Annotated in this window: 14 protein-coding genes and 1 pseudogene (1 of these 15 running past the window's edge); 6 read left to right on the top strand and 9 right to left on the bottom strand. The window is 65.3% G+C overall.

Features of this window, described 5'->3' with window-relative positions; all coding sequences use genetic code 11:
• Positions 1-114: 114 nt before the first annotated feature.
• The 3 genes and pseudogenes from AR540_RS04290 to fhuF form a co-directional block, all read right to left on the bottom strand.
• Positions 115-822: an ATP-dependent Clp protease proteolytic subunit gene (locus AR540_RS04290; RefSeq protein WP_082706905.1), complete on the bottom strand. Its 708-nt coding sequence runs from the start codon at positions 820-822 to the stop codon at positions 115-117.
• A gap of 425 nt (positions 823-1,247) precedes the next feature.
• Positions 1,248-1,503 (bottom strand): annotated as a pseudogene (locus tag AR540_RS24585) (YajD family HNH nuclease); the annotation flags it as partial.
• A 5-nt stretch (positions 1,504-1,508) separates the two neighbouring features.
• Positions 1,509-2,255, bottom strand: coding sequence for a siderophore-iron reductase FhuF (fhuF, locus tag AR540_RS04285; RefSeq protein WP_059226601.1), 747 nt, complete (start codon positions 2,253-2,255; stop codon positions 1,509-1,511).
• A gap of 1,116 nt (positions 2,256-3,371) precedes the next feature.
• Here fhuF and AR540_RS04280 point away from each other — a divergent pair.
• Entirely contained in the window at positions 3,372-4,139 is a 768-nt protein-coding gene (locus AR540_RS04280) for an ATP-binding cassette domain-containing protein (protein WP_059226600.1), read from the top strand.
• A gap of 232 nt (positions 4,140-4,371) precedes the next feature.
• Here the strand turns inward: AR540_RS04280 and AR540_RS04275 are convergent, their stop codons facing one another.
• The 4 genes from AR540_RS04275 to AR540_RS04260 form a co-directional block, all read right to left on the bottom strand.
• Positions 4,372-5,355, bottom strand: coding sequence for a GNAT family N-acetyltransferase (locus AR540_RS04275; protein ID WP_059226599.1), 984 nt, complete (start codon positions 5,353-5,355; stop codon positions 4,372-4,374).
• A gap of 53 nt (positions 5,356-5,408) precedes the next feature.
• A complete protein-coding gene (locus AR540_RS04270) occupies positions 5,409-6,542 on the bottom strand; it encodes an alpha/beta hydrolase (protein WP_177339177.1) in 1,134 nt (377 codons plus the stop codon).
• Between the two features lie 193 nt (positions 6,543-6,735).
• Positions 6,736-8,076 (bottom strand): lysine N(6)-hydroxylase/L-ornithine N(5)-oxygenase family protein, encoded by a 1,341-nt coding sequence (locus AR540_RS04265; RefSeq protein ID WP_059226597.1) that lies wholly within the window; start codon positions 8,074-8,076, stop codon positions 6,736-6,738.
• Between the two features lie 164 nt (positions 8,077-8,240).
• The gene (locus tag AR540_RS04260) at positions 8,241-8,750 is read right to left on the bottom strand and encodes a sigma-70 family RNA polymerase sigma factor (protein WP_059226596.1); all 510 of its coding nucleotides are present in this window, start codon (positions 8,748-8,750) and stop codon (positions 8,241-8,243) included.
• An 87-nt stretch (positions 8,751-8,837) separates the two neighbouring features.
• On the opposite strand from AR540_RS04260, the gene AR540_RS04255 reads away from it, so the two are divergent.
• From AR540_RS04255 to fhuB, 5 genes are all read left to right on the top strand, one after another.
• The gene (locus AR540_RS04255; RefSeq protein WP_059226595.1) at positions 8,838-9,788 is read left to right on the top strand and encodes a FecR family protein; all 951 of its coding nucleotides are present in this window, start codon (positions 8,838-8,840) and stop codon (positions 9,786-9,788) included.
• Between the two features lie 129 nt (positions 9,789-9,917).
• Positions 9,918-11,591 (top strand): cyclic peptide export ABC transporter, encoded by a 1,674-nt coding sequence (locus tag AR540_RS04250; protein WP_059226594.1) that lies wholly within the window; start codon positions 9,918-9,920, stop codon positions 11,589-11,591.
• Between the two features lie 159 nt (positions 11,592-11,750).
• A complete protein-coding gene (locus tag AR540_RS04245; protein WP_201786098.1) occupies positions 11,751-14,168 on the top strand; it encodes a TonB-dependent siderophore receptor in 2,418 nt (805 codons plus the stop codon).
• Between the two features lie 82 nt (positions 14,169-14,250).
• Complete coding sequence (locus tag AR540_RS04240; protein ID WP_059226592.1) at positions 14,251-15,144, top strand: ABC transporter substrate-binding protein; 894 nt, start codon at positions 14,251-14,253, stop codon at positions 15,142-15,144.
• Entirely contained in the window at positions 15,137-17,131 is a 1,995-nt protein-coding gene (gene fhuB, locus AR540_RS04235) for a Fe(3+)-hydroxamate ABC transporter permease FhuB (RefSeq protein WP_059226591.1), read from the top strand. The genes AR540_RS04240 and fhuB overlap by 8 nt, the downstream gene beginning before the upstream one ends.
• Here fhuB and AR540_RS04230 read toward each other — a convergent pair.
• Both AR540_RS04230 and AR540_RS04225 read right to left on the bottom strand, forming a co-directional pair.
• Entirely contained in the window at positions 17,086-18,030 is a 945-nt protein-coding gene (locus AR540_RS04230) for an alpha/beta hydrolase (protein WP_059226590.1), read from the bottom strand. The genes fhuB and AR540_RS04230 overlap by 46 nt on opposite strands.
• A 31-nt stretch (positions 18,031-18,061) precedes the next feature.
• On the bottom strand, positions 18,062-19,163 hold the end of the coding sequence (locus tag AR540_RS04225; protein ID WP_059226589.1) for a non-ribosomal peptide synthetase. The gene runs 9,821 nt beyond the window's last position; only the last 1,102 of its 10,923 coding nucleotides appear in the window; its start codon lies beyond the right edge, outside the window; its stop codon occupies positions 18,062-18,064.

Raw genomic sequence — 19,163 nt, 5'->3', positions numbered from 1 at the left:
AATCCGGCAGGCCCGGTGCGCGGTCAGGCGCTCTACCAGGGTTCGTCCGAACTGACTCAGGCCTACAGGCCACTGCTCGCAACGCTCATTGAACGCCTGGCACCCGCGGCGAGTTCATCGACCGCCCCCATCGGTGATGAAGTAGGTCGCCCGGTCGGGGGTTCGCGGTAGCTGATCGAGTTCCTGGGTGATGAGCCCGAGACTCCTGGCGGCCGGGTAGTCCAGGCGGCGCCGGTTGCTTTCGGAGGAGAGCAGCGTGGCGATGTCGTTCGCGGGCAGCTTGAGACAGTCCTTGTAGATGTCGCTGAACTTGAGATTTTCCTGCTCGGCATCCTCGAACGCCTGCTTGGCCTGGTCAGGCTTGAGGTAGCCGCTCATGGCAATGCCGACCGCGGCCGGATGCAGGAGAAAACGCGAGAGTGGCTCGGCATAGCGGTCGGCGGTGGCGCAATAGAGCATCGTGGCGGCGGAGTCCGTGGTCGCCGCATTGATGGCACTCACCTTGAGCGGATAGCGGCGAAGGAATTCATAGGCGACATAGCCCGCCTCCATGCTCCCGCCCGAGCTGTTGATATAGAGATTGACGTTCTGGGTGCCCGGATACTTCGCGGAGATGTCGCTCAGGGCCGCCAGCAACGAACTGATCGAGCGATCGTTCACCCCCGCATTGAAGTACACCGATGCGGAGGTAGTGGTCGCGGCGCTGCCTTCCGCCCGAATCACCGTCATCTCGGCGAAGGCACTGCCCATGCAGGGGCTGACCGCCAAGGCCAAGGCCGCTCGCCTCAGCCAGGGCCTCGTCTTCGAAGGTCCGATGCTCATGCGCGTCTCGCAGGCTGCAGGCCGTCGAACCGGCCCGATTCCAGCAGCCTAGGGCGCGAGGCTTAACGTCTTCTTAAGCCGAAGCTCGGTTGCCAGGGCAAGCTGGCAACCGAGCAGCGCATGGGGATAAGTGCCGCCGCTCAGGGCCTGAACCGCCAGGACCCAACCTCGTTCAACCCCGCCCACCACACATCGCGGCCATGGGCCGCTCCTACAGGTGATGAGGCTTTTGTAGGAGCGGCCCATGGCCGCGATAGTCCAAACCAGAGCGGTCGCTACGGCGCACCGGCATGACCGCGACAAGACAGTTGCTCCTACAGAGGCGTGATGCTCCCGTAGGAGCGGCCGCATCGGCGGACCGCCATGGCTGCGATGAATAGCTGCTAACTGGTTGAAATCGGGCTAAACCCAACCTTCGCTCGGGATTAATCCTTTCTCAACACCCACTCCAGCCCCGCGAAGGGGTTGTGGGTGGCCTGGACCACCTTGGGGGTGCTCAGGGAGCTGTCGCAGAAGTACCGCTGGTCGGTGTAGCGGCCGTGCTCGTTGTCGTGGCAATAGAGGCACAGCAGTTCTCAGCTGGAGCCGTCCTGGGGATTGTCGTCGTGGTTGGTCACGATGGTGCACGGTCAGCTCGCTCAGGCGCTTGCCGGAAAATTCCCGGGCGCAGCGACCGCCCACAGCTGCTAGCCCGATGCCTCGGGCTGAGGATCCTTCAACAACGGGCAATTGCTGCAGAGGTCCTCGTCCGGCAACCGGTAGCGGATGCAGCAGACACGTCGCTGTCGCCACTGCCAGGACGTCCGCGCGGCATCACCCGCCAGGGGTAGCTCGACGTAGATCACCGGTTTGAACAACGGATTGCGTACACCCTGAGCGTCATATGGCTGCTCGAGCCAGTGATCGAAGGGCGGCAAGGTACTGGCGGGAAACCCTGCCTTACGCAACTCACCGACAAACCATTCCAGGTAGTTGCCAGCGTTGCTCCAGAGGACCTTGGGCGACAGCTTCACTTGCGCACAAACCCCTTCGATGAAAGGCCGAAGATTTTCAAGCACCAGCGGCTGCAGCACATCCAGGGGATCTTCCGCGAAAGCTTCGCCACCGTGAGGCAACACGAAGGCTTCCGGCACCCAGGCATCATTCAAGACCAGCCCCAACTGATCGACAGCGACCGGCAAACGCCAGCGCCGCAGCAGCGAGGCCGCCGCGACCGGCGGAATCAGCCGGGAGAAGTAGTATTTGGACCATACCGAGAGCAGCGCCCGCTGATCGAGGTCGGGGTCGCCGCCATAGTTCTGCAACACCTCTGTCAGCCCGCCAGCCAATACGCGACTGAGGGGTACTACCTCCTCTCCTGCCTTGGGCAAGCGCAACATGGTGGAGAACGGTTGAAGCGGCCCGCTGAAGAGGGGCGCCAAGGCGGGAATCATCGATTGAGCGATCCTATGAAGATTAGATCAGGTGTCATTCACCTACCTTAGAGAACCTGTTCAAAGTCTACTGCGCGTCGGCCAAACGGCGTTGGAAAATGCCCTGGAAGGCCAGCCCCACCTCGGCGGCCCGTCGCAATGCTCATTTACCACTCGTGAACCCGAGCGCGGGTCCGATGCGCTTCCTCAGCTATTTTCGCGGGGCCACCTGGGCCTTGTTTGGCTCTGGCTCGCGAGACATTGAACAGGCTCTTGGGCAACCGGCCTGCTGGGGCCAAGCACGCCGATACCATCAAACTTCCGGCAGCGTCACTAGTCGAAGAGGCCCCCATCGCCAGGGAAGACGCAGAAGTATTCCGTGCTCACGTTGTCCCTGGCTGGCAGATCAGCAAGGGACATACGCCACTTTCCCCAGGCCTCTGCGCAACAGGGCCCCTACGCCTGGCCCCCGTAGCCGCGAGAAAGCTTTGGGTTGGATATGAAAACTCCACCGGCATACAGACGGCAATGGGCGCCCCAAGGATAAGCGGCGTGGCCGCAATAGCTCATGACGTGCCCCTGCAGAGCAACAGCCTCGTAAGCCCGCTCCCTTAAAGGACGAACGAGGCACGCGGCTGTTTAGCGCGGCTGACAAATTATCGCGAACGGGCTGTCAGGCGGGTGCACGCAAGTGTACGAGCGGTACATGAGAATTCCGAGCACTGCACGCGCCCACCTGGCGGACGCGCAGCAGGTTTTTTAGTCGCTCTTTGTGCCTGCGCAGTCGCGAGGCAATCCGCATAACGGGCGACTATCCAGTGTGGTGTTTCAGACGTTCGCGCAAGAATGGGCGAGTGATTTTTTGGCGATTCGCGGCAATGCCGCACAGGAGGTCCGCCTCTGCAGCGAAAAAGCGCCGCCAGCATGGTGTAGATAACTTCACACCAGCCCGTCGGGGCCATGCACGCGTTGCTAAGCCCCAGGCAACCTGGCGACCGACAGACGTGATACGCGCCTGGCACACCGAGGATCGCGAGACCGCCGACCACAAGTCCGTCAGCACCAGCAGCGGCAACATTGATAAGCATTCTCGCTTGTTTTAGGCTGCCGGCTCGATCTTCCTCTGCGGCTGTCTCCATGTTCGAACTCCAAGGCGCCTCCTTCATCCTCGGTGACCGTGCTCTGTTGCAGCCGCTCGACTTGCATCTGCCGGACGGGCAGGTCGTCGGTCTCATAGGCCACAACGGCTCGGGCAAGTCGACGCTCATCAAGCTGCTTGCCCGCCAGCAAGGGCTGAGTGCCGGCGAAATCACCTTCGACGGACGGCCTCTGGCGCAGTGGAATAACCGGGACTTCGCACGCCGCGTAGCCTACTTACCGCAGCAACTGCCGGCGGCCGATGGCCTGACCGTACGGGAACTGGTCAGCTTTGGCCGTTACCCCTGGCATGGTGCCCTGGGTCGCTTTGGTGCCGCAGATCGCCAGTCCATCGAGCGGGCGCTGCAGCTCACCCATACCGAGGTGTACGCCGAGCGGCTGGTGGACAGCCTGTCCGGTGGCGAGCGTCAACGCGTCTGGCTGGCCATGCTGCTGGCTCAGGATACGAATTACTTGCTGCTGGACGAACCGACCTCGGCACTGGACATCGCCCATCAGGTCGAGGTCCTGCAACTGATCCGCGAGCTCAGCCACCGTCTTCGGTTAGGCGTGGTGGTAGTCCTTCATGAGATCAACATGGCGGCACGCTACTGCGACCACCTGGTGGCCTTGCACGGCGGTCGTCTGCTGGTCCAGGGCAGCCCAGAAGAACTCATGGACGGCGCGACGCTGGAATCCATCTATGGCATTCCCATGGGCGTGATTCCGCACCCCGTGAATGGTCGCCCGCTCAGCTTTCATCTCTAAAGAAGCTGTTCACGATCTCGCGAGCTAGAGACAAACAAGGCGCAACGACCAACGGGAGTAACAGCCAACGGCTGGCCCGTAGGGTGAGCGCCAGCGAATCAAATGCTTGAGAAAGCGCAGTTTACGCGTGGTAGATGAGCATTTCGAAAGCATTTTCAACGCCGTTTGGCCGACGCGCAGCAGATCGTGAACAGCTTCCAAGGCCTGTCTCCGCGCACCGTCAGGCGTGGCCTCAGGCCAGCACGCAACGGTCGAAGAAGCGCTCGCGCTCCAGCAGCATCAGCGCGGCTCTCTTGTGCGGAAAATCGAAGTCCTTCTGTCGATAGAAACCCTGACGTTGCAGATGGGCGATCATGCGCTCGTTGTCCGCTCGGGGCTCACAGACCAGGCGCTGCGTACGCGGCTCGTCCAGGAACAACCAGTGCGCCACCGCGGGCAGCCAACAAGCGACCTTATGTGCCCCCCGATGCCCTTCCTCGCCAACCAGCATGTGCAGGCCGCGGTCGTGATCGCCGACGCCATAGTAGGGTCCGATGCGATCCTCCTTGGCCCAGTAGGCCTCGAAGTAGGCGAAGGGTTCGTCGTCGAAGCAGCCGATCAACGTCTGGACGTGGGGATCCTCGGCGAGGCGCTGTAGATAGGCGCGGTGCTGCTCCAGGCTGCCCTCCTCTTGCCAGAAGGCGGCGACTCGCGGCGAATTCTGCCAGCGATGAAAACTCGGCAGATCGACCGTCAGATCCAGTGTGCGCAGAGAGATCCAGCTACCCAGGCGCGTGTCGAAGCGCCGATAGACCTCTCCTTCCGGCTTGGGAGGCCGGCGCAGATGGCGGATCGCGCCACTCCAGGCCCAGGTCTGCGGCCAGGGGGTCGTGGCGGGCTGTCGCAGCCACGGGGTTGGCAATTGCCAGAACGCCGTACGCTCGGTGACCAAGGCGCCATCGGTACGCCGAAGCACCAATCCACTGCGATTTGCCAAGTCCGGCGACAAGCCCTGCCATTCAAGCTGGTCGGCGACGCTGCGCACCAGCAGCCAGTAGGCCAGGCACCAGAGACTGGACTCTTGCTCGGCAGCCAGCTCCCTGACCTGCCAGAGATCATCCACACCGGTCGCAGTCGCCAGCTGACGGCCGTTCAAGCTCAAGGTCAGTACAGCCTCACTCCAGTGGCCATGGAGTTCCTGGCCGGAAGGAAGCAACAGGGTAGTCGGGACGGTCATGGCAGCTTTTCCAAAGGGCATCAGCTGGAAAGACGAAGCACGCCCACCAGGAATTACTGCCCCATCTGGTGGCGTTCGGGGTCGAGCAGGTTCTGGCGCGTCGCCAGCATGCAGGCCGCAGCCGCCGCCTGGGTATGTATCTGCAGACCATCCAGCCCCAACGCAAGGCGCTCATCCACGTCCAGCAGGCGAACCGGGGCGCCACGCGCCCTGAAAGCCTGGTAGGCGCTGCGCGCATTACGAAACTCGACCACGGTATCGCGCGAAGCGCCACACAGTAGGGTCGGGGTACGTGGCGTCCAGTCCAGCAGATCGTTGCGCCGCAGCGCCACGCGGAACGGCTGTTCCGGGTTTTCCATGAACTCCCGGGTGAAAGCCGGCTGCCGCAAGCGGTCGAGATGATTCGACGCCGGTAGCGCCTGCTCGCGCAGGAGCTGGAAAACGTTGTCCGGACCCGGCAGCAGCCGCTCCACACGCGTCGCCCAGGGCTCTTGCAGCAACTCATCCGGTCGTTGATAGAGATTCCCATAGACTCGCTGCATGGCCACCAGGGCATAGCCGAATAGATAAGGCGCGAAGACATTGGCGCCTGCTGGCGTGCGCCCCGACCAGTTATCCAGAAAGGTCTGACTCAGCGCATAGGGTCCGGACATGGGCGCACTGGCGACGAGATCGAACTCCTGGGCATAGCGCTGCTCCAGCGTCCGTTGCGCGGCCAGGGTGGCATGGCCGCCCTGAGAGTAGCCGGCCAACATGACCTGGCCAGACAGCGCCACCCCCTCGCGCGCCATGACTCGACGTGCCGCGCGCAAGGAATCGATCACGGCGCTGGCCTCGGTGGCGGCATGCAGATAAGGATGGAAGGGATAACTCGAATGGCCCAACCCCAGATAGTCGGTAGCGGCCACTGCGTAGCCCTGGGCAGCATAGAGTTCGATCAAGGGACTGCTGCCAGCCTGAGCCACAGCCTCCGCCTGAGCGGAAGCTCTGCGGGTCTCGGTCCCCCGTGCCCAGCCGAGTAGCGCCTTGGGCTCCCGGCAGTGAGAACCTTCGGGCAACAGGAGCATGGCGGAAGCATCGGCCGGCTCGTCGTGAACGCCCTGGGTGCGATAGGTGATCTCGATCAGGCGAACGTCGCAGCGGGGCTGACCGACACTGCGCACACGGTCGCCCAGCCTGGCGGCCAAGGCATCAGCCTTGAATACACGCAGGGTGCGCTCGCTCAGCACCTCGCCCGCTAGGGGGTCCGCCCGTACCCAAACGGGTACGGCCAGGCAGATAGACAGCGAAAGACGACACAAACAACGAAAAACAGGCACTCGTTCTCCCAAAAAACCAAGGGGACGGCAGGTGGCAACGCCTGAGCGTTGCCACTGTAGATCAGACGTCTGCCAGCTCGGCTCGCTCAGCCCGTAGCCGCGCGGACTCGAACGTCGCGTGGAGTGCCTCGGCGATCTCCCCGGCTCGCGCCGGCAGTACCGACAGCAAGGTATCGCTGAGGCCATGGCTGTGCTGACAGAAGCCCTGCAGGTAGATCGGTGCCTGCAGGCGTTCGTCGGTCTGCAGGCGATAGCTCCGATCCACCTCGAAATCCTGCAACAGCGGCGCCAGGGGTTCGAGCAGCTGTCGATGGGAGGTACGCTCATAGCCAGTCGCCAGGATCACCGCATCGTAGCGATGATTCTCCACCGCAGCGGTGGCCACATCCCGCAGGCGCAACTCCACTTTCCCGTCGACCAATTGCGCCGACTCTATGCTGCGGCGGCACAGGAAACCGTGGCGCTGGTTCCTGGCGACCTTCTGCCGATAGAGAATGCCGTAGATGCGCTCGATGAGATCGAGGTCCACCACCGAATAATTGGTGTTGTGATACTCGTTGATCAGCCTTTCACGCTCCTCGGGCGGCTGGTTGAACACCAGATCGGTGTACTCAGGAGCGAAGATCTCGTTGACGAAAGGACTGTCGTCGGCGGGCTTGAGCACCGCACCGCGAAGCACCATGTCGACCCTGACCTGGGGATAGCTGTCATTGAGATCGATGAAAGCCTCGGCCGCGCTCTGGCCACCGCCGACTACCGCGATGCGCATCGGCTGGCCCTGGGCGCAGGGTAGCGCAGCCAAACGCTCGAGGTACTGCGCATGGTGGAACACCTGCGGATACTGGCGGAGTGCGCGGAAGACCTGAGGAATGCGCGGCGTACCGCCAGTACTGAGCGCCAGGGAGCGGGTCCGATAGCGCCGCTCCTGCCCTGCCGCATCGCATGCCACGACGTCCAGCTGGCGCAGAGAGCCGTCGGCTTCCTGAGGACCAGGCTCGACCCGAACCACCGCTTCACCGTAGCGGCTTTGGCTGGCGAAGTGCTCCGCCACCCAGCGCAGGTAGTCGTTGAACTCCAATCGACAGGGATAGAAGGTCCCCAGGTTGATGAAGTCGACCAGGCGCCCTTGGCTATGCAGGTAATTGACGAAGCTGAAGGGACTGGTGGGATTACGCAGCGTCACCAGATCCTTGAGGAAGGAAATCTGCAGCTCGCTCTGGGTAACCAGGGTATTACCGTGCCAGCGGTAGTCAGCCTGGCGATCGATGAACAGCGAGCGCAGGGGGCGACCATCACGCTCGCTCTGCTCACGCAAGGCGATGGCCAAGGCCAGATTGGAAGGTCCGAAACCGACCCCGAGCAGGTCGTAGGGTGTGCTCGATGCACTGTCGTGCTGTGCCATGAGTGCCGTCCTCTGGAAAGCGGAAGACCCGAGGCGCCGGAGGCGTTCGGGGGTGCACTAGGAGGGACGACAGGACAGAGCCGGGATTTACCTAAAACGAACAACCAAGGTGCGCCTGCTTACGGCAATGCACCTCATCCAGGCATTGCGGATGCGGGCAAGGATCAGGCGTTCCAGTCCAGCAGACGGAGGCGGCAGTGGCGCATGGCGTTGACGATGTGCTTTTCCACGGAAGCCTTGGATAACCCCAGTTGCTCCGCGATCTGGACATGGCTCAACCCCTCGAGCTTACGCAACAGAAAGGCTTCGCGACAGGCTGGCGGCAGCTCTTCCAGCGCGCGGCGCAGCAGGGCAAGCTGCTGATCGCGCGCCAGACCTTCGTGGGGACAGTCGGCGGTCGGTACCTCTTCGGCCTCGAGACCACTAGTCAGCTCATCCTGGCGCACCCGCTCGCGACGCCGCAGATCGATGGACAGGTTGATGGCCGTGCGATACAGCAACGCCCGCGGCTCCTGGATTTCGACCGCGGACGAACGGTCGAGAAGGCGAAGATAGGCCGCCTGGACGAGGTCGGCCGCAGTCTGGCGATCACCCGTCGCGCGCGTCAGGAACTTGAGTAATTCCTGGTAGTAGCCTATCAATTCGTGCCTCCCGTGCCGATGAGTGGCGCCCATATTGCAGATCGCCACTATGCTTTACTCTGACGGTGCCAGCAATGTAGGTTGCCGGTCCCTTGCATTTTCGCCGATGGATGTCCGCCCGTGACCTGGTCTGCCGAACAACAGCGCCTGAGCGAAGAAGCTGCCACCTGGCATCTACGCCTCCAGGCGGAAGACTGTTCCGCAGCCGAGCGCGACGCCTTCAACGCCTGGTGTGCCCAGGACCCACGCCATCTGGCCGAATACCAGGCGATCGAAACCCTCTGGGGCTTGGCCGGCCATTTGCCGCCCACGCCTGCCCAGTTCCGACCACGCCTGCGGCGCCGACGGCTGCTACGCCTGAGCTGCGCGCTGGCGACCTGCTGCGGGCTGTGGTTGGCCGGCTGGTATGGTGGGCTGCTACCCAGTAGCGTCCGCTACTACGGTGCCACGGCAGGAATGCAGCAGATCAGCCTGCCCGACGGCTCTCAGGTGAGCCTCAATACCCATACATCGCTGTTCTACGGCGACTTCATCGACCGCCGGGATCTTTATCTGCCCGCGGGTCAGGCCTTCTTCGAGGTTCATCACGACCGCTTCCACCCGTTCACCGTCAAGACGCGCCAAGGCGAGATCAGGGTCACCGGCACGCGCTTCGATGTCTGGAATACCGGCAATGACCTTATCGTCACCGTCGCCGAAGGCCGGGTACGGGTGACCCCGGAAGGCCGGACCCAGGTCGTCGAGCTGACGGCCGGCATGCAGGCCCGCTACCTGGCCGGGCATGGACCGGAAATCCGCCACACCGATGTCCAGGCGCTGCTGGCCTGGCGCCAGGGCCAACTGGTGCTCGATGGCCAGTCGCTGGGCGAGGTCCTGCCGTTGATCGGTCGCTATCTGGAGCGTGACGTGAGAGTGGCCGATGCCCAGGCCGCCGCCATGCGCCCGGGCGGCATCTACAGCGTCGCGGCCCTGGAAAAGCTGCTGTACCAGCTACCGAAGATTTTGCCGGTGGAGGTGACCACCCAGCAGGATGGCAGCGTGCTCGTCGCGAGTCGCTACAAGGCCTTGTGATCGGCCAGCCACCGCGGACGGAGCCGCCCACCGCCGCGCGCCCTCGGTAATTTCCCACGCCCGCCATTCGTCACCTCCTGAGCCGTCCGTGACCAGGTTCAGCCTGGCCCCTCACTACAGGAATCCTTCATGCGCGCAAAATCCTCCACGGCCCTCGTCGAGCTCTTGGGACTGTTGCGGCCATTCTGGCCAATCCTCCTGTTGTCCGTGCTGCTGGGCATTGTCGGCGGCCTGAGCATCACCGCGCTGCTGGCCACCATCAATCGCAGCCTGCACGCCGAGGGCCTGGTGCCCAGTACCCTGCTGCTCGCCTTCGGCGGTTTCTGCCTGCTGGCGTTGACAGGTTCCATCCTCTCCGACATCGGCACCAACTACGTGGGCCAGCACGTCATCGCCAGGCTGCGCAAAGAACTGGGCCGCAAGATCATCAGCGCGCCCATGGACCAACTGGAACGCTATCGCAGCCACCGGCTGATCCCGGTACTGACGCACGACGTGGACACCATTAGCGACTTCGCCTTCGCCTTCGCGCCTTTGGCGGTGTCCTTCACCATCTCCCTCAGCTGCCTGCTGTACATGGCCTTCCTGTCATGGAGCATGTTCCTGGTCACCGCCGTGGCCATCATCATCGGCAGCGCCATCCAGTACTTCGCTCGCAGCCGCGGCATCCGCGGCTTCTTCGCCGCTCGCGAGCAGGAAGACGAATTGCAGAAGCACTACCAGGCACTGATGGAAGGCGCCAAGGAACTGCGCATCAACCGCCAGCGGCGGGAACGCCACTACGATGGGCGCCTCAAGGGGACCGCCGAGCGGATTTGCGCCATCCAGCTGAGCGCCATCAATCTGTTCGTCATCGCCAAGGGCTTCGGCTCCACGCTGTTCTTCATCGTCATCGGCGTCGCCCTCACCTACGAGTCGCTCTGGCCGAGCACCGACAAGGGCACCTTGAGCGGCTTCATCCTGGTGTTGCTGTACATGAAGGGCCCGCTGGAAAGCCTGATCGGCAACCTGCCCATCGTCAGCCGAGCCCAGGTGGCCTTCGGCCGCATCGCGGAGCTATCGGCGGACTTCTCCACCCCGGAACCCTCCCTGCCACTCAACGCCACCGACACCCCCCCTGCGGTCCTGCGCCAGGGCATCGAGCTACGTGGCCTGGCCTACCGCTATCCCGCCGCCGAGGGCACGGGCTTCGCGCTCGGCCCTATCGACCTGCACCTCCGCCGGGGCGAAATCCTGTTCATCGCCGGCGAGAACGGCTGCGGCAAGACCACCCTGATCAAGGTATTGCTGGGGCTGTACGAGGCACGTGACGGCGAGTTGCTGCACGATGGCGTACCGGTCACCGCGGAGAATCGTGATGCCTACCGCCAGTTGTTCACGACGGTGTTCACCGATTACTACCTGTTCGACGACGTCCTGCAGGACTCCGCGACCCTACCCGAGCAGGCCTTGCAGTACCTGGCGCGCCTCGAGATCGGCCACAAGGTGGACATTCGGGATCAGCGCTTCTCCACCACCGATCTATCCACCGGCCAGCGCAAGCGCCTCGCCCTGCTACAGGCCTGGCTGGAAGGGCGCCCGGTCCTGGTATTCGACGAATGGGCGGCAGACCAGGACCCTGCCTTCCGGCGCATCTTCTATCGCGAGCTGCTGCCCGAATTCCAGCGTCTGGGCAAGACCATCGTGGTCATCTCACACGATGACCGCTACTTCGAGGTAGCCGACCGCGTGTTGCATCTGGAGAAGGGAAACATCGTCACCCAGACCGTCAACGCACCGGTCGAGCCGACGCTCTTCGACTGAAAAGGCTCTATCCCCGCCCTCTAGCGAATTTTTTTCTTCCGGTTTTCCCGAGGTGATGCGTCTTATAAGCGAATAATTCACATTAACGATTGTCGTCCTGCACGGAGCACTTGCAACATGGGCTTTTCACCTCGCGTCTTTCGCCCCCATCGACTCGCCATGAGCATCACCTTGACCACGCTCGGCGCCCTGACCGGGAATGCCTGGGCGGTTCAGCTCGATATCCGTCCGCAGCCCCTGGCGCAGGCGCTGACCGACCTGGGTCGCCAAGCCAAGGTGCAGGTGCTCTTCGATGCCACCCAGGTCCGCGGTCTGCGCGCGCCTGCCGTACGCGGCGATCTGACGCCGCGCCAGGCCCTTGACCGCCTGCTGGGCGGGACCGGCATCCGTTACGAGCTCGAGGGCGACCGCGTCACGCTGCTTGCCAACGCCAGAACGGCGAGCGACACCACTGCCCTGCCCGCCACCACCATCGCCACCACGATCCAGGACGAACCCACGGGTTTCGTGGCCAATAGCAGTCAGGCCGGCAGCAAGACCGGCGCTCCGCTGTTGGAAACGCCCCAGTCCATCTCGGTGATCACCCGGCAGCAAATGGACGTGCAGAACGTGCAAAGCGTGACCCAGGCGCTGCGCTACGTGCCCGGGGTGAAGACCGAGACCTATGGCGTCGACCCCAAGGGCTACGACTGGCTCTACATTCGTGGCTTCAATGCCCAGAGCACCAGTGACTATCGCGATGGTCTGCGGCAGTTGAACAACAGCTACAGCTTCTTCCGCAGCGAGCCCTATGGGCTCGATAGCATCGAGGTGGTGCGCGGTCCATCCTCCAGCCTGTTCGGCCTGGGCGATGCCGGCGGCATCATCAACCGGGTGAGCAAGATGCCGACCGCCGCGGGTGTCCATGAGGTGGAACTGGGCTATGGCAGCCACGACCGTACCCAGGCACGCTTCGATATCGGTGACCGGCTGACCGACGACGGCACCCTGCTCTATCGCGTGGTAGGCGTGGTGCGTAAAAGCGATACCCAGTTCGAGTATTCCGATGGCCATGAGGTACCCGACGATCGCTTCTACCTCGCGCCCTCCTTCACCTGGGCACCGGACGACGATACCAGCCTGACCGTCCTCGCGGACTTCCTGAAGGACGACAATGGCGGCACCCTCTCCGCCTACACGCCCTATTACCAGCACGTCGACGAGGACGTGCTGCTTGGCGATCACTCCTTCAACCATTCGTACCAGCGTCAGTTCAGCCTGGGCTACCGCTTCCGCCATCGCTTCAACGACAACGTCGAGTTCCGCCAGAACCTGCGCTACGGTCAGGTGGACTTCGTGCTCAACAACCTGCTCGGCCAGGGTACCGTGGCCAGCGTGGCGCCCCTGCTCCAACTGCCGCCCGCGCAGACCGCGGCCCTGGTCAACGGCCCCCTGGCCAACTACGTGGTACGCCAGCCCCGCCGCTTCGACGAGCACCTCAATGCACTCACCGTCGACAACCAGCTGCAGTTCGACTTCGCCACCGCCGGCATCCAGCACACCCTGCTGACCGGGATCGACTACGCGCGTACCGAATCCGACGTCAAGCGCTACCAGACGCCGCTGACCACGGCCAACCTGGGTACCCTGCTGCCGCTGCTGCTCAATCCGGCCAATCCCGTGTATGGCCTCAACGTTGGCCGGCCGAACGCCCTGGCGGTCGACCAGAACCAGACCCAGGACCAGATCGGCTACTACCTGCAGGACCAGATTCATCTGGACGATCACTGGATCGTGACCGCCGGCGGTCGCTACGACGAGGTACGCACCAGCACCGCCAATCACCTCACCAGCAGCGATGCCCTGGCCAAGGATCAGGACTTCACCGGTCGTGTCGGCCTGACCTACCTGACCGACTTCGGCCTGGCGCCCTATGTCAGCTATGCCGAATCCTTCGTCCCCAACAGCGGGACCGATATCCGCGGTGCCACCTTCGATCCGAGCGAGGCGCGTCAGTGGGAAGCGGGGGTCAAGTACCAGCCCAACGATGGCCTGCTGCTGACCCTGGCGGCCTTCGACGTCACCAAGACCAATGTGCTGACCAATCTTTTGGTCAACGGTATTCCGAGCGGCTTCAGCGAGGCCACGGGCGAGGTGCGTTCCAAGGGCATCGAGGCCGAGGCGAAGGCCCGTCTGAACGCCAATTGGGATCTGCTGGCGTCCTATACCTACACGGACACCGAGATCACCAAGAGCAACAACGGCGACAAGGGTAACGAGTTTTCCAACGTGCCCAGGCACATGGCGTCCGGCTGGCTCAACTACACCTTCCGCGACGGCGCGCTACGCGGCCTGAGCCTGGGTGGCGGCTTGCGCTACGTGGGGTCCTTCTACGGCGACAACGCCAATGTCTACAAGATCGACCCCCATACCCTGTTCGATGCGGGCGCGAGCTATCCCATCAACCGCAACGTCACCGTCTCGCTCACCGGACAGAATCTGGGGAACAAGCACTACGTGGGTACCTGCGACGGCACCACCAGCTGCTATCCCGGCGAAACCCGTACCTTGCTGGGTACGGTCAAGTACAGCTGGTAAGCGTTGATCGACGATTCACCAGCCGCCTCACCCTCGAAGCCCCTCACGGGGCTTCGTCGTCTGTTTCGAGAACGTATCGTCCATGATCTTTGCCCGTCGTCAGTTGGTAAAAGGGTTGCTCGGAGGCGCGTTGCTCAGCGCGCTGCCACCCTTGTTCGCCGCCCCCGCTCAGCAAGCACGCATCGTCGCCATCAACTGGGCGGCCCTGGAGACGCTACTGGCCCTGGGGGTGATACCCCTCGCCGGCTCGGACACCGGCTATTACCGACGCCGCATGCCGACCTTTGCCCTGCCTGCACAGGTGCAGGACATAGGCCCCTTCTGGGAACCCAATCTGGAACTGCTGCAGCGCCTGCAGCCCAGCCTGATCCTCAGTGATCCGCTGGCCCCGGTGGTGGATCGGGCACTGCGCAGCATCGCGCCTACGGAAATCGTCGACCTCTACCCCTCCGCCGATCCCTATACGCGCGCCAGCGCCCTGCTGCTCACGCTGGGCGCCCGCCTCGACCGGCTCCAGGAGGCCCAGGCCTACCTTGCCGAGGTAGACCGGCGGCTCGGTGCCTTGGCTGCCCGCCTGGCCACCAGCCCACGCCCACCGGTACAGGTCGCCCTGGTCAACGCCGACGGGCGCCATGCCACCCTGTATGGGCGTGGCAGCCTGATCCAGGCCGTACTCGAGCGCCTGGGCCTGCGCAACGCCTGGCAGGGCCGCAGCAACGCCATGGGGGTGACCCTGGTGGGGATCGAGCGCCTGGCCGAGGCGCCCGAGGCCCTGCTGGTCTGCGTGGAGTTGCCGACCCGCCTGGCCGAGCTGCAACGCCTGCGCCAGGACGGTACCCTGTGGCAGGCGCTGCCGGCGGTCCGCGCCGGCCACGTGTTGACCTTGCCGCGCTTCTTTCCCTATGGCGGCGTGGCCTCGGCGCTGTTCCTCGCCGAGCAGTTGACCCGCCATCTCGAAGGAGTCCGACATGTCTGACTCCCGCCGCTCTTCGCCCTGGCCGCTGTTCGCCCTGCTGCTGGCGCTGGCCGCCTTGCTCACGGCCAAGGGGCTCGTGCCGCTATGGCCGGGTGTCAGCGGCGCCGACTCGGCGACCAGCCTGCAGGCGGTGCTGCTGCGCGACAGTTTCGCGCCGCGGGTGGCCATGGCCTGGCTGGCCGGCGCCGCCCTGGGCCTGGCCGGCGCCCTGTTCCAGCAGGTGCTGCGCAATCCGCTGGCCGAACCAGGCACCCTGGGCGTCTCGGCGGGGGCCAACCTGGCCCTGTCGCTGTGCCTGCTCTGGGCCCCCGGCCTGCTCGCCCATGGCCTGGAGGGCGTGGCCTTGGCCGGCGCCGCCCTGGCTACCCTGCTGCTGTTCGCCATCGCCTGGCAGCGTACCCTGGTGCCCCTGAACTTCATCCTCGCCGGCATGGTGATCAGTCTCTATTGCGGCGCGCTCAACTCGCTGCTGATCCTATTCAACCACGACTACCTGAGCGATCTGTTCCTCTGGCAGGCCGGCTCCCTGAGCCAGAACGGCTGGGGCGGGGCGACCTACCTGGCACCGCGCCTGCTGGTCCTCGGCGTGCTGGCGGCGCTGCTGGTCCGCCCGCTGGCGACCCTGGGCCTGGCCGACGAGAGCGCCGCCAGCCTGGGCGTGAATCTGGCGCGCACCCGCGTGCTGGCCCTGGCCATCGCCGTGACCCTCAGCGCCTGCGTGGTCGGCAGCGTCGGCCCGATCGGCTTCATCGGCCTGGCCGCACCGGCCATCGCCCGTCTCAGCGGCGCCCGGCGCTTGCCCCAGCGGCTGTTCTGGGCGCCGCTGTTCGGCGCGGTCCTGCTGTGGCTGGTGGATCAGGGCGCGCGCGAACTCTCGGCCCTGGCCGGCGAGGTCCCCGCCGGTCTGCTGACCTCGGTGCTGAGCGTGCCACTGCTGCTCTGGCTACTGGGCCGCCAACCGCGCGCCGCCCGCCTGCGGCCACCGCCAGCGCCGCCGGCCCGGGCGGCACGCCGCGTCGCCCCCCTGTTGCTGGGCGGTCTGCTGGTCGTGGCCGTGCTGCTGGTGCCGGCCCTGCTGCTGGGTCGCACGCCCCAGGGCTGGAGCCTGGGCGACAGCAGCCAGGTGGTGCTGCACTGGCGTCTGCCGCGGGTGGCCGGTGCCCTGGCCGCCGGGGCCATGCTGGCGCTGGCCGGCGCCTTGGTGCAACGCCTTACCGGTAATCCCATGGCCAGCCCGGAAGTGCTCGGGGTGAGTTCCGGGGCCGCGCTGGCGGTGATGCTGCTGTTCCTGCTGGTGGCCACCCCTCAGCCCTATCTGCTGCCGGCGGCCCTGCTCGGCGCGCTCCTCGCCCTGGGTGCGCTGCTGGCCATGGGGCGCCGCGACGGCTACGGCAGCGAGCGCATGCTGCTCACCGGTGTCTGCCTGACCACCTTGCTGGGCGCCCTGGGCACCCTGCTGCTGGCCAGTGGCGATCCGCGGGTGACCCAATTGCTCGGTTGGATGACCGGCTCGACCTACGCCGTGGACGGCCCACGCGCCCTGCTCGCCAACCTGGTCATGCTGCTGGGTCTGCTGCTGGCACTGGCCTTGGGCCGGCCCCTGGATCTGCTCGCCCTCGGCGGGCCGGCAGCGGCAGCGCTGGGCCTGCGCCTGGGTGCCGCACGGCTGGCCCTGGTGCTGTGCGCGGCCCTGCTCACGGCCACCGCCACCCTGGTCGTCGGACCGCTGAGCTTCGTCGGCCTGATCGCGCCGCACCTGGCGCGTCAGCTGGGCATCCACCGGGCCCGTCCGCAGCTGGCCCTGAGCGCCCTGGCGGGCGCCGGACTGATGCTGGTAGCCGACTGGCTGGGGCGCAACCTGGCCTATCCCTGGCCGGTCTCGGCCGGCCTGCTGGCGGCGTTCATCGGCTGCCCCTACTTTCTCTGGCTGATGCGCAGGGATCAGAAGCCCGCGCGCTCCGCCAGGAAGGCGCCGATCCGTCCATAGTGCGCGGCCACGTCTGGAACCAGGCTGCCGAGGCGCAGAAAGTCGTGGGTGAGCCCGGGGCAGATCGCCCAGTCGACGATGGTCCCGGCCGCCAGCAGGTGGTCGACATAGGCGCGGCCCTCGTCCAGCAGCGGATCGAACTGCGCCAGGAGCACCAGCGCCGGTGCCAGGCCGGCCGGAATCGGGCCGCGTAGCGGCGAGCAACGCGGATCGGCGCGGCGTCCATGGTCTGGCAGGTACAGGTCGTAGAACCAATCCAGGGTAGCGCTTTCCAGTAGATAGCCATCGGCGAAGACCTCGCGCGACTCGTAGTCGCCAAGGGCATCGGTGGTGGGATAGCAGAGTACCTGCGCACGTGGCGCTGGCTGTCCCTGGCGGGCGGCCGTGGCGGCGACCACGGTTGCCAGGGTGGCCCCGGCGCTGTCACCGGCCACCACCAGGCGCTGCGGATCCAGGCCGAGATCGGGGGCCTGGGCGACCAACCACGCCCAGGCATCCAGGGCGTCTTCCACCGGGCCTGGGAAGGGATGCTCGGGGGCACGGCGATAGGCGACCGCCAGCACGGCGCTGTCGGTCGCCACGGCCAGGCGCCGACAGAGGGCGTCATGGGTCTCCAGGTCGCCCACGCAGTAGCCGCCACCGTGGAAATACAGGATAGCCGGTGCCGGGCGCGTAGCCCGCGGCAGATAGAGGCGCGCGGCCAGCTGCGCGCCATCCCGGGTAGGCAGGTTCAGGGGCTCGTGGGCCAGGGCGGGGGCGGTCGGATCGAGCTCGCGGGAGGCCTCGGCGAAGCTCGCCCGGGCCGCCGCTATAGCCAGGGCATGCAGGGGCGGTCGCCCCGCCGCACGGCCCTGGTCGACCAGATCGAGAAAGGCTTCCAGGTCGGGATGGATGTTCATCGCGGATAACTCCCAAAACGAATAGCGGACTTCAAGCCGGTAGCTCCTTGGTGATCCGAGCCACCGCCGGTACCTGGCAATGCTCCAGCACCGCCAGCAATTCCTCGTGATAGGCCTGCATCAGGCGCTCCACGGTGCTGCGGCGGAACATGCGGCGGCTGTACAGGCAGCGCAGACGCAGGCGCCCGCCATACACCTGGCCGACGATCTCCAGCCAGTTGCCGAGCGGCGCCTGGGGGCTGTAGACGTCGCCGGCACGCTCGGCCAGGGGCCGGAACGGGGCGTCGCTGGCGAAGCTCTGGTCGAACTGGCCGAGGTAGTTGAAGGTGATACGGGCCTGGGGCTGGTCGCGCAGTTGCGCCTGTACCTCGGGCGGCCCCAGGTAGCGCAGCACGCCGAAGCCCAGACCACGGTTGGGGATGGCGGCGAGCTGGTCGCGGATCGCCGGGATGGCGGTCGCCAGGCCGCCGGGGCCAGGGGTCAGGCGCACCGGGAACAACGAGGTGAACCAGCCCAGGGTGCGCGACAGGTCCAGGTCGCCGAAGAGGTCTTCGCGGCCATGGCCCTCCAGGGCGATCAGCACCGACTCGCTGTCCAGCCAGCGGCACAGCACGCGACTCAAGGCCGCGAGCAGCAGGTCGTTGATCTGGGTGCCATGGGCCTGGGGCGCGCGCTTGAGCAGCGCCTGGGTCTCTTCGGTGGACAGCTCCAGGCTGACGTTCTCCGCTTCGGCCACCCGGGCGCGACCACGGGGATTGTCGCGCGGCAGTTCGGTCGGCGCGTCGGCCAGTTGGCCGAGCCAGTAGGGCAATTCCGCCGCCAGCTCGACCCCGCGCGCCTGGTCGCCAAGCGCCTGTACCCAGTCCCGGTAGCTGCTGGTGGGCGCCGGCAAGCGCGGTGTCTCGCCCTGGACCAGGCCCAGGTAGAGGCGCTGCAGCTCGTCCAGCAGGATGCGCCAGGACACCCCGTCCACCCCCAGGTGATGGATGATCAACAACAGGCGCTGCTCGCTGCCAACCCCATCGATCAATACCGCCCGCAGCAGGCGCCCCTTGGCCAGGTCGAGGCTGCGCTGCGCTTGATTGGCGATGGCCAGGGCACTGTCTTCGTCGACCGCCTGGCGTTGCCAGACC

Origin of the sequence: Pseudomonas sp. EpS/L25, from assembly GCF_001512295.1 — a bacterium.
GTDB lineage: Bacteria > Pseudomonadota > Gammaproteobacteria > Pseudomonadales > Pseudomonadaceae > Chryseomonas.
This window is presented reverse-complemented; position numbering and strand designations above follow the sequence as displayed.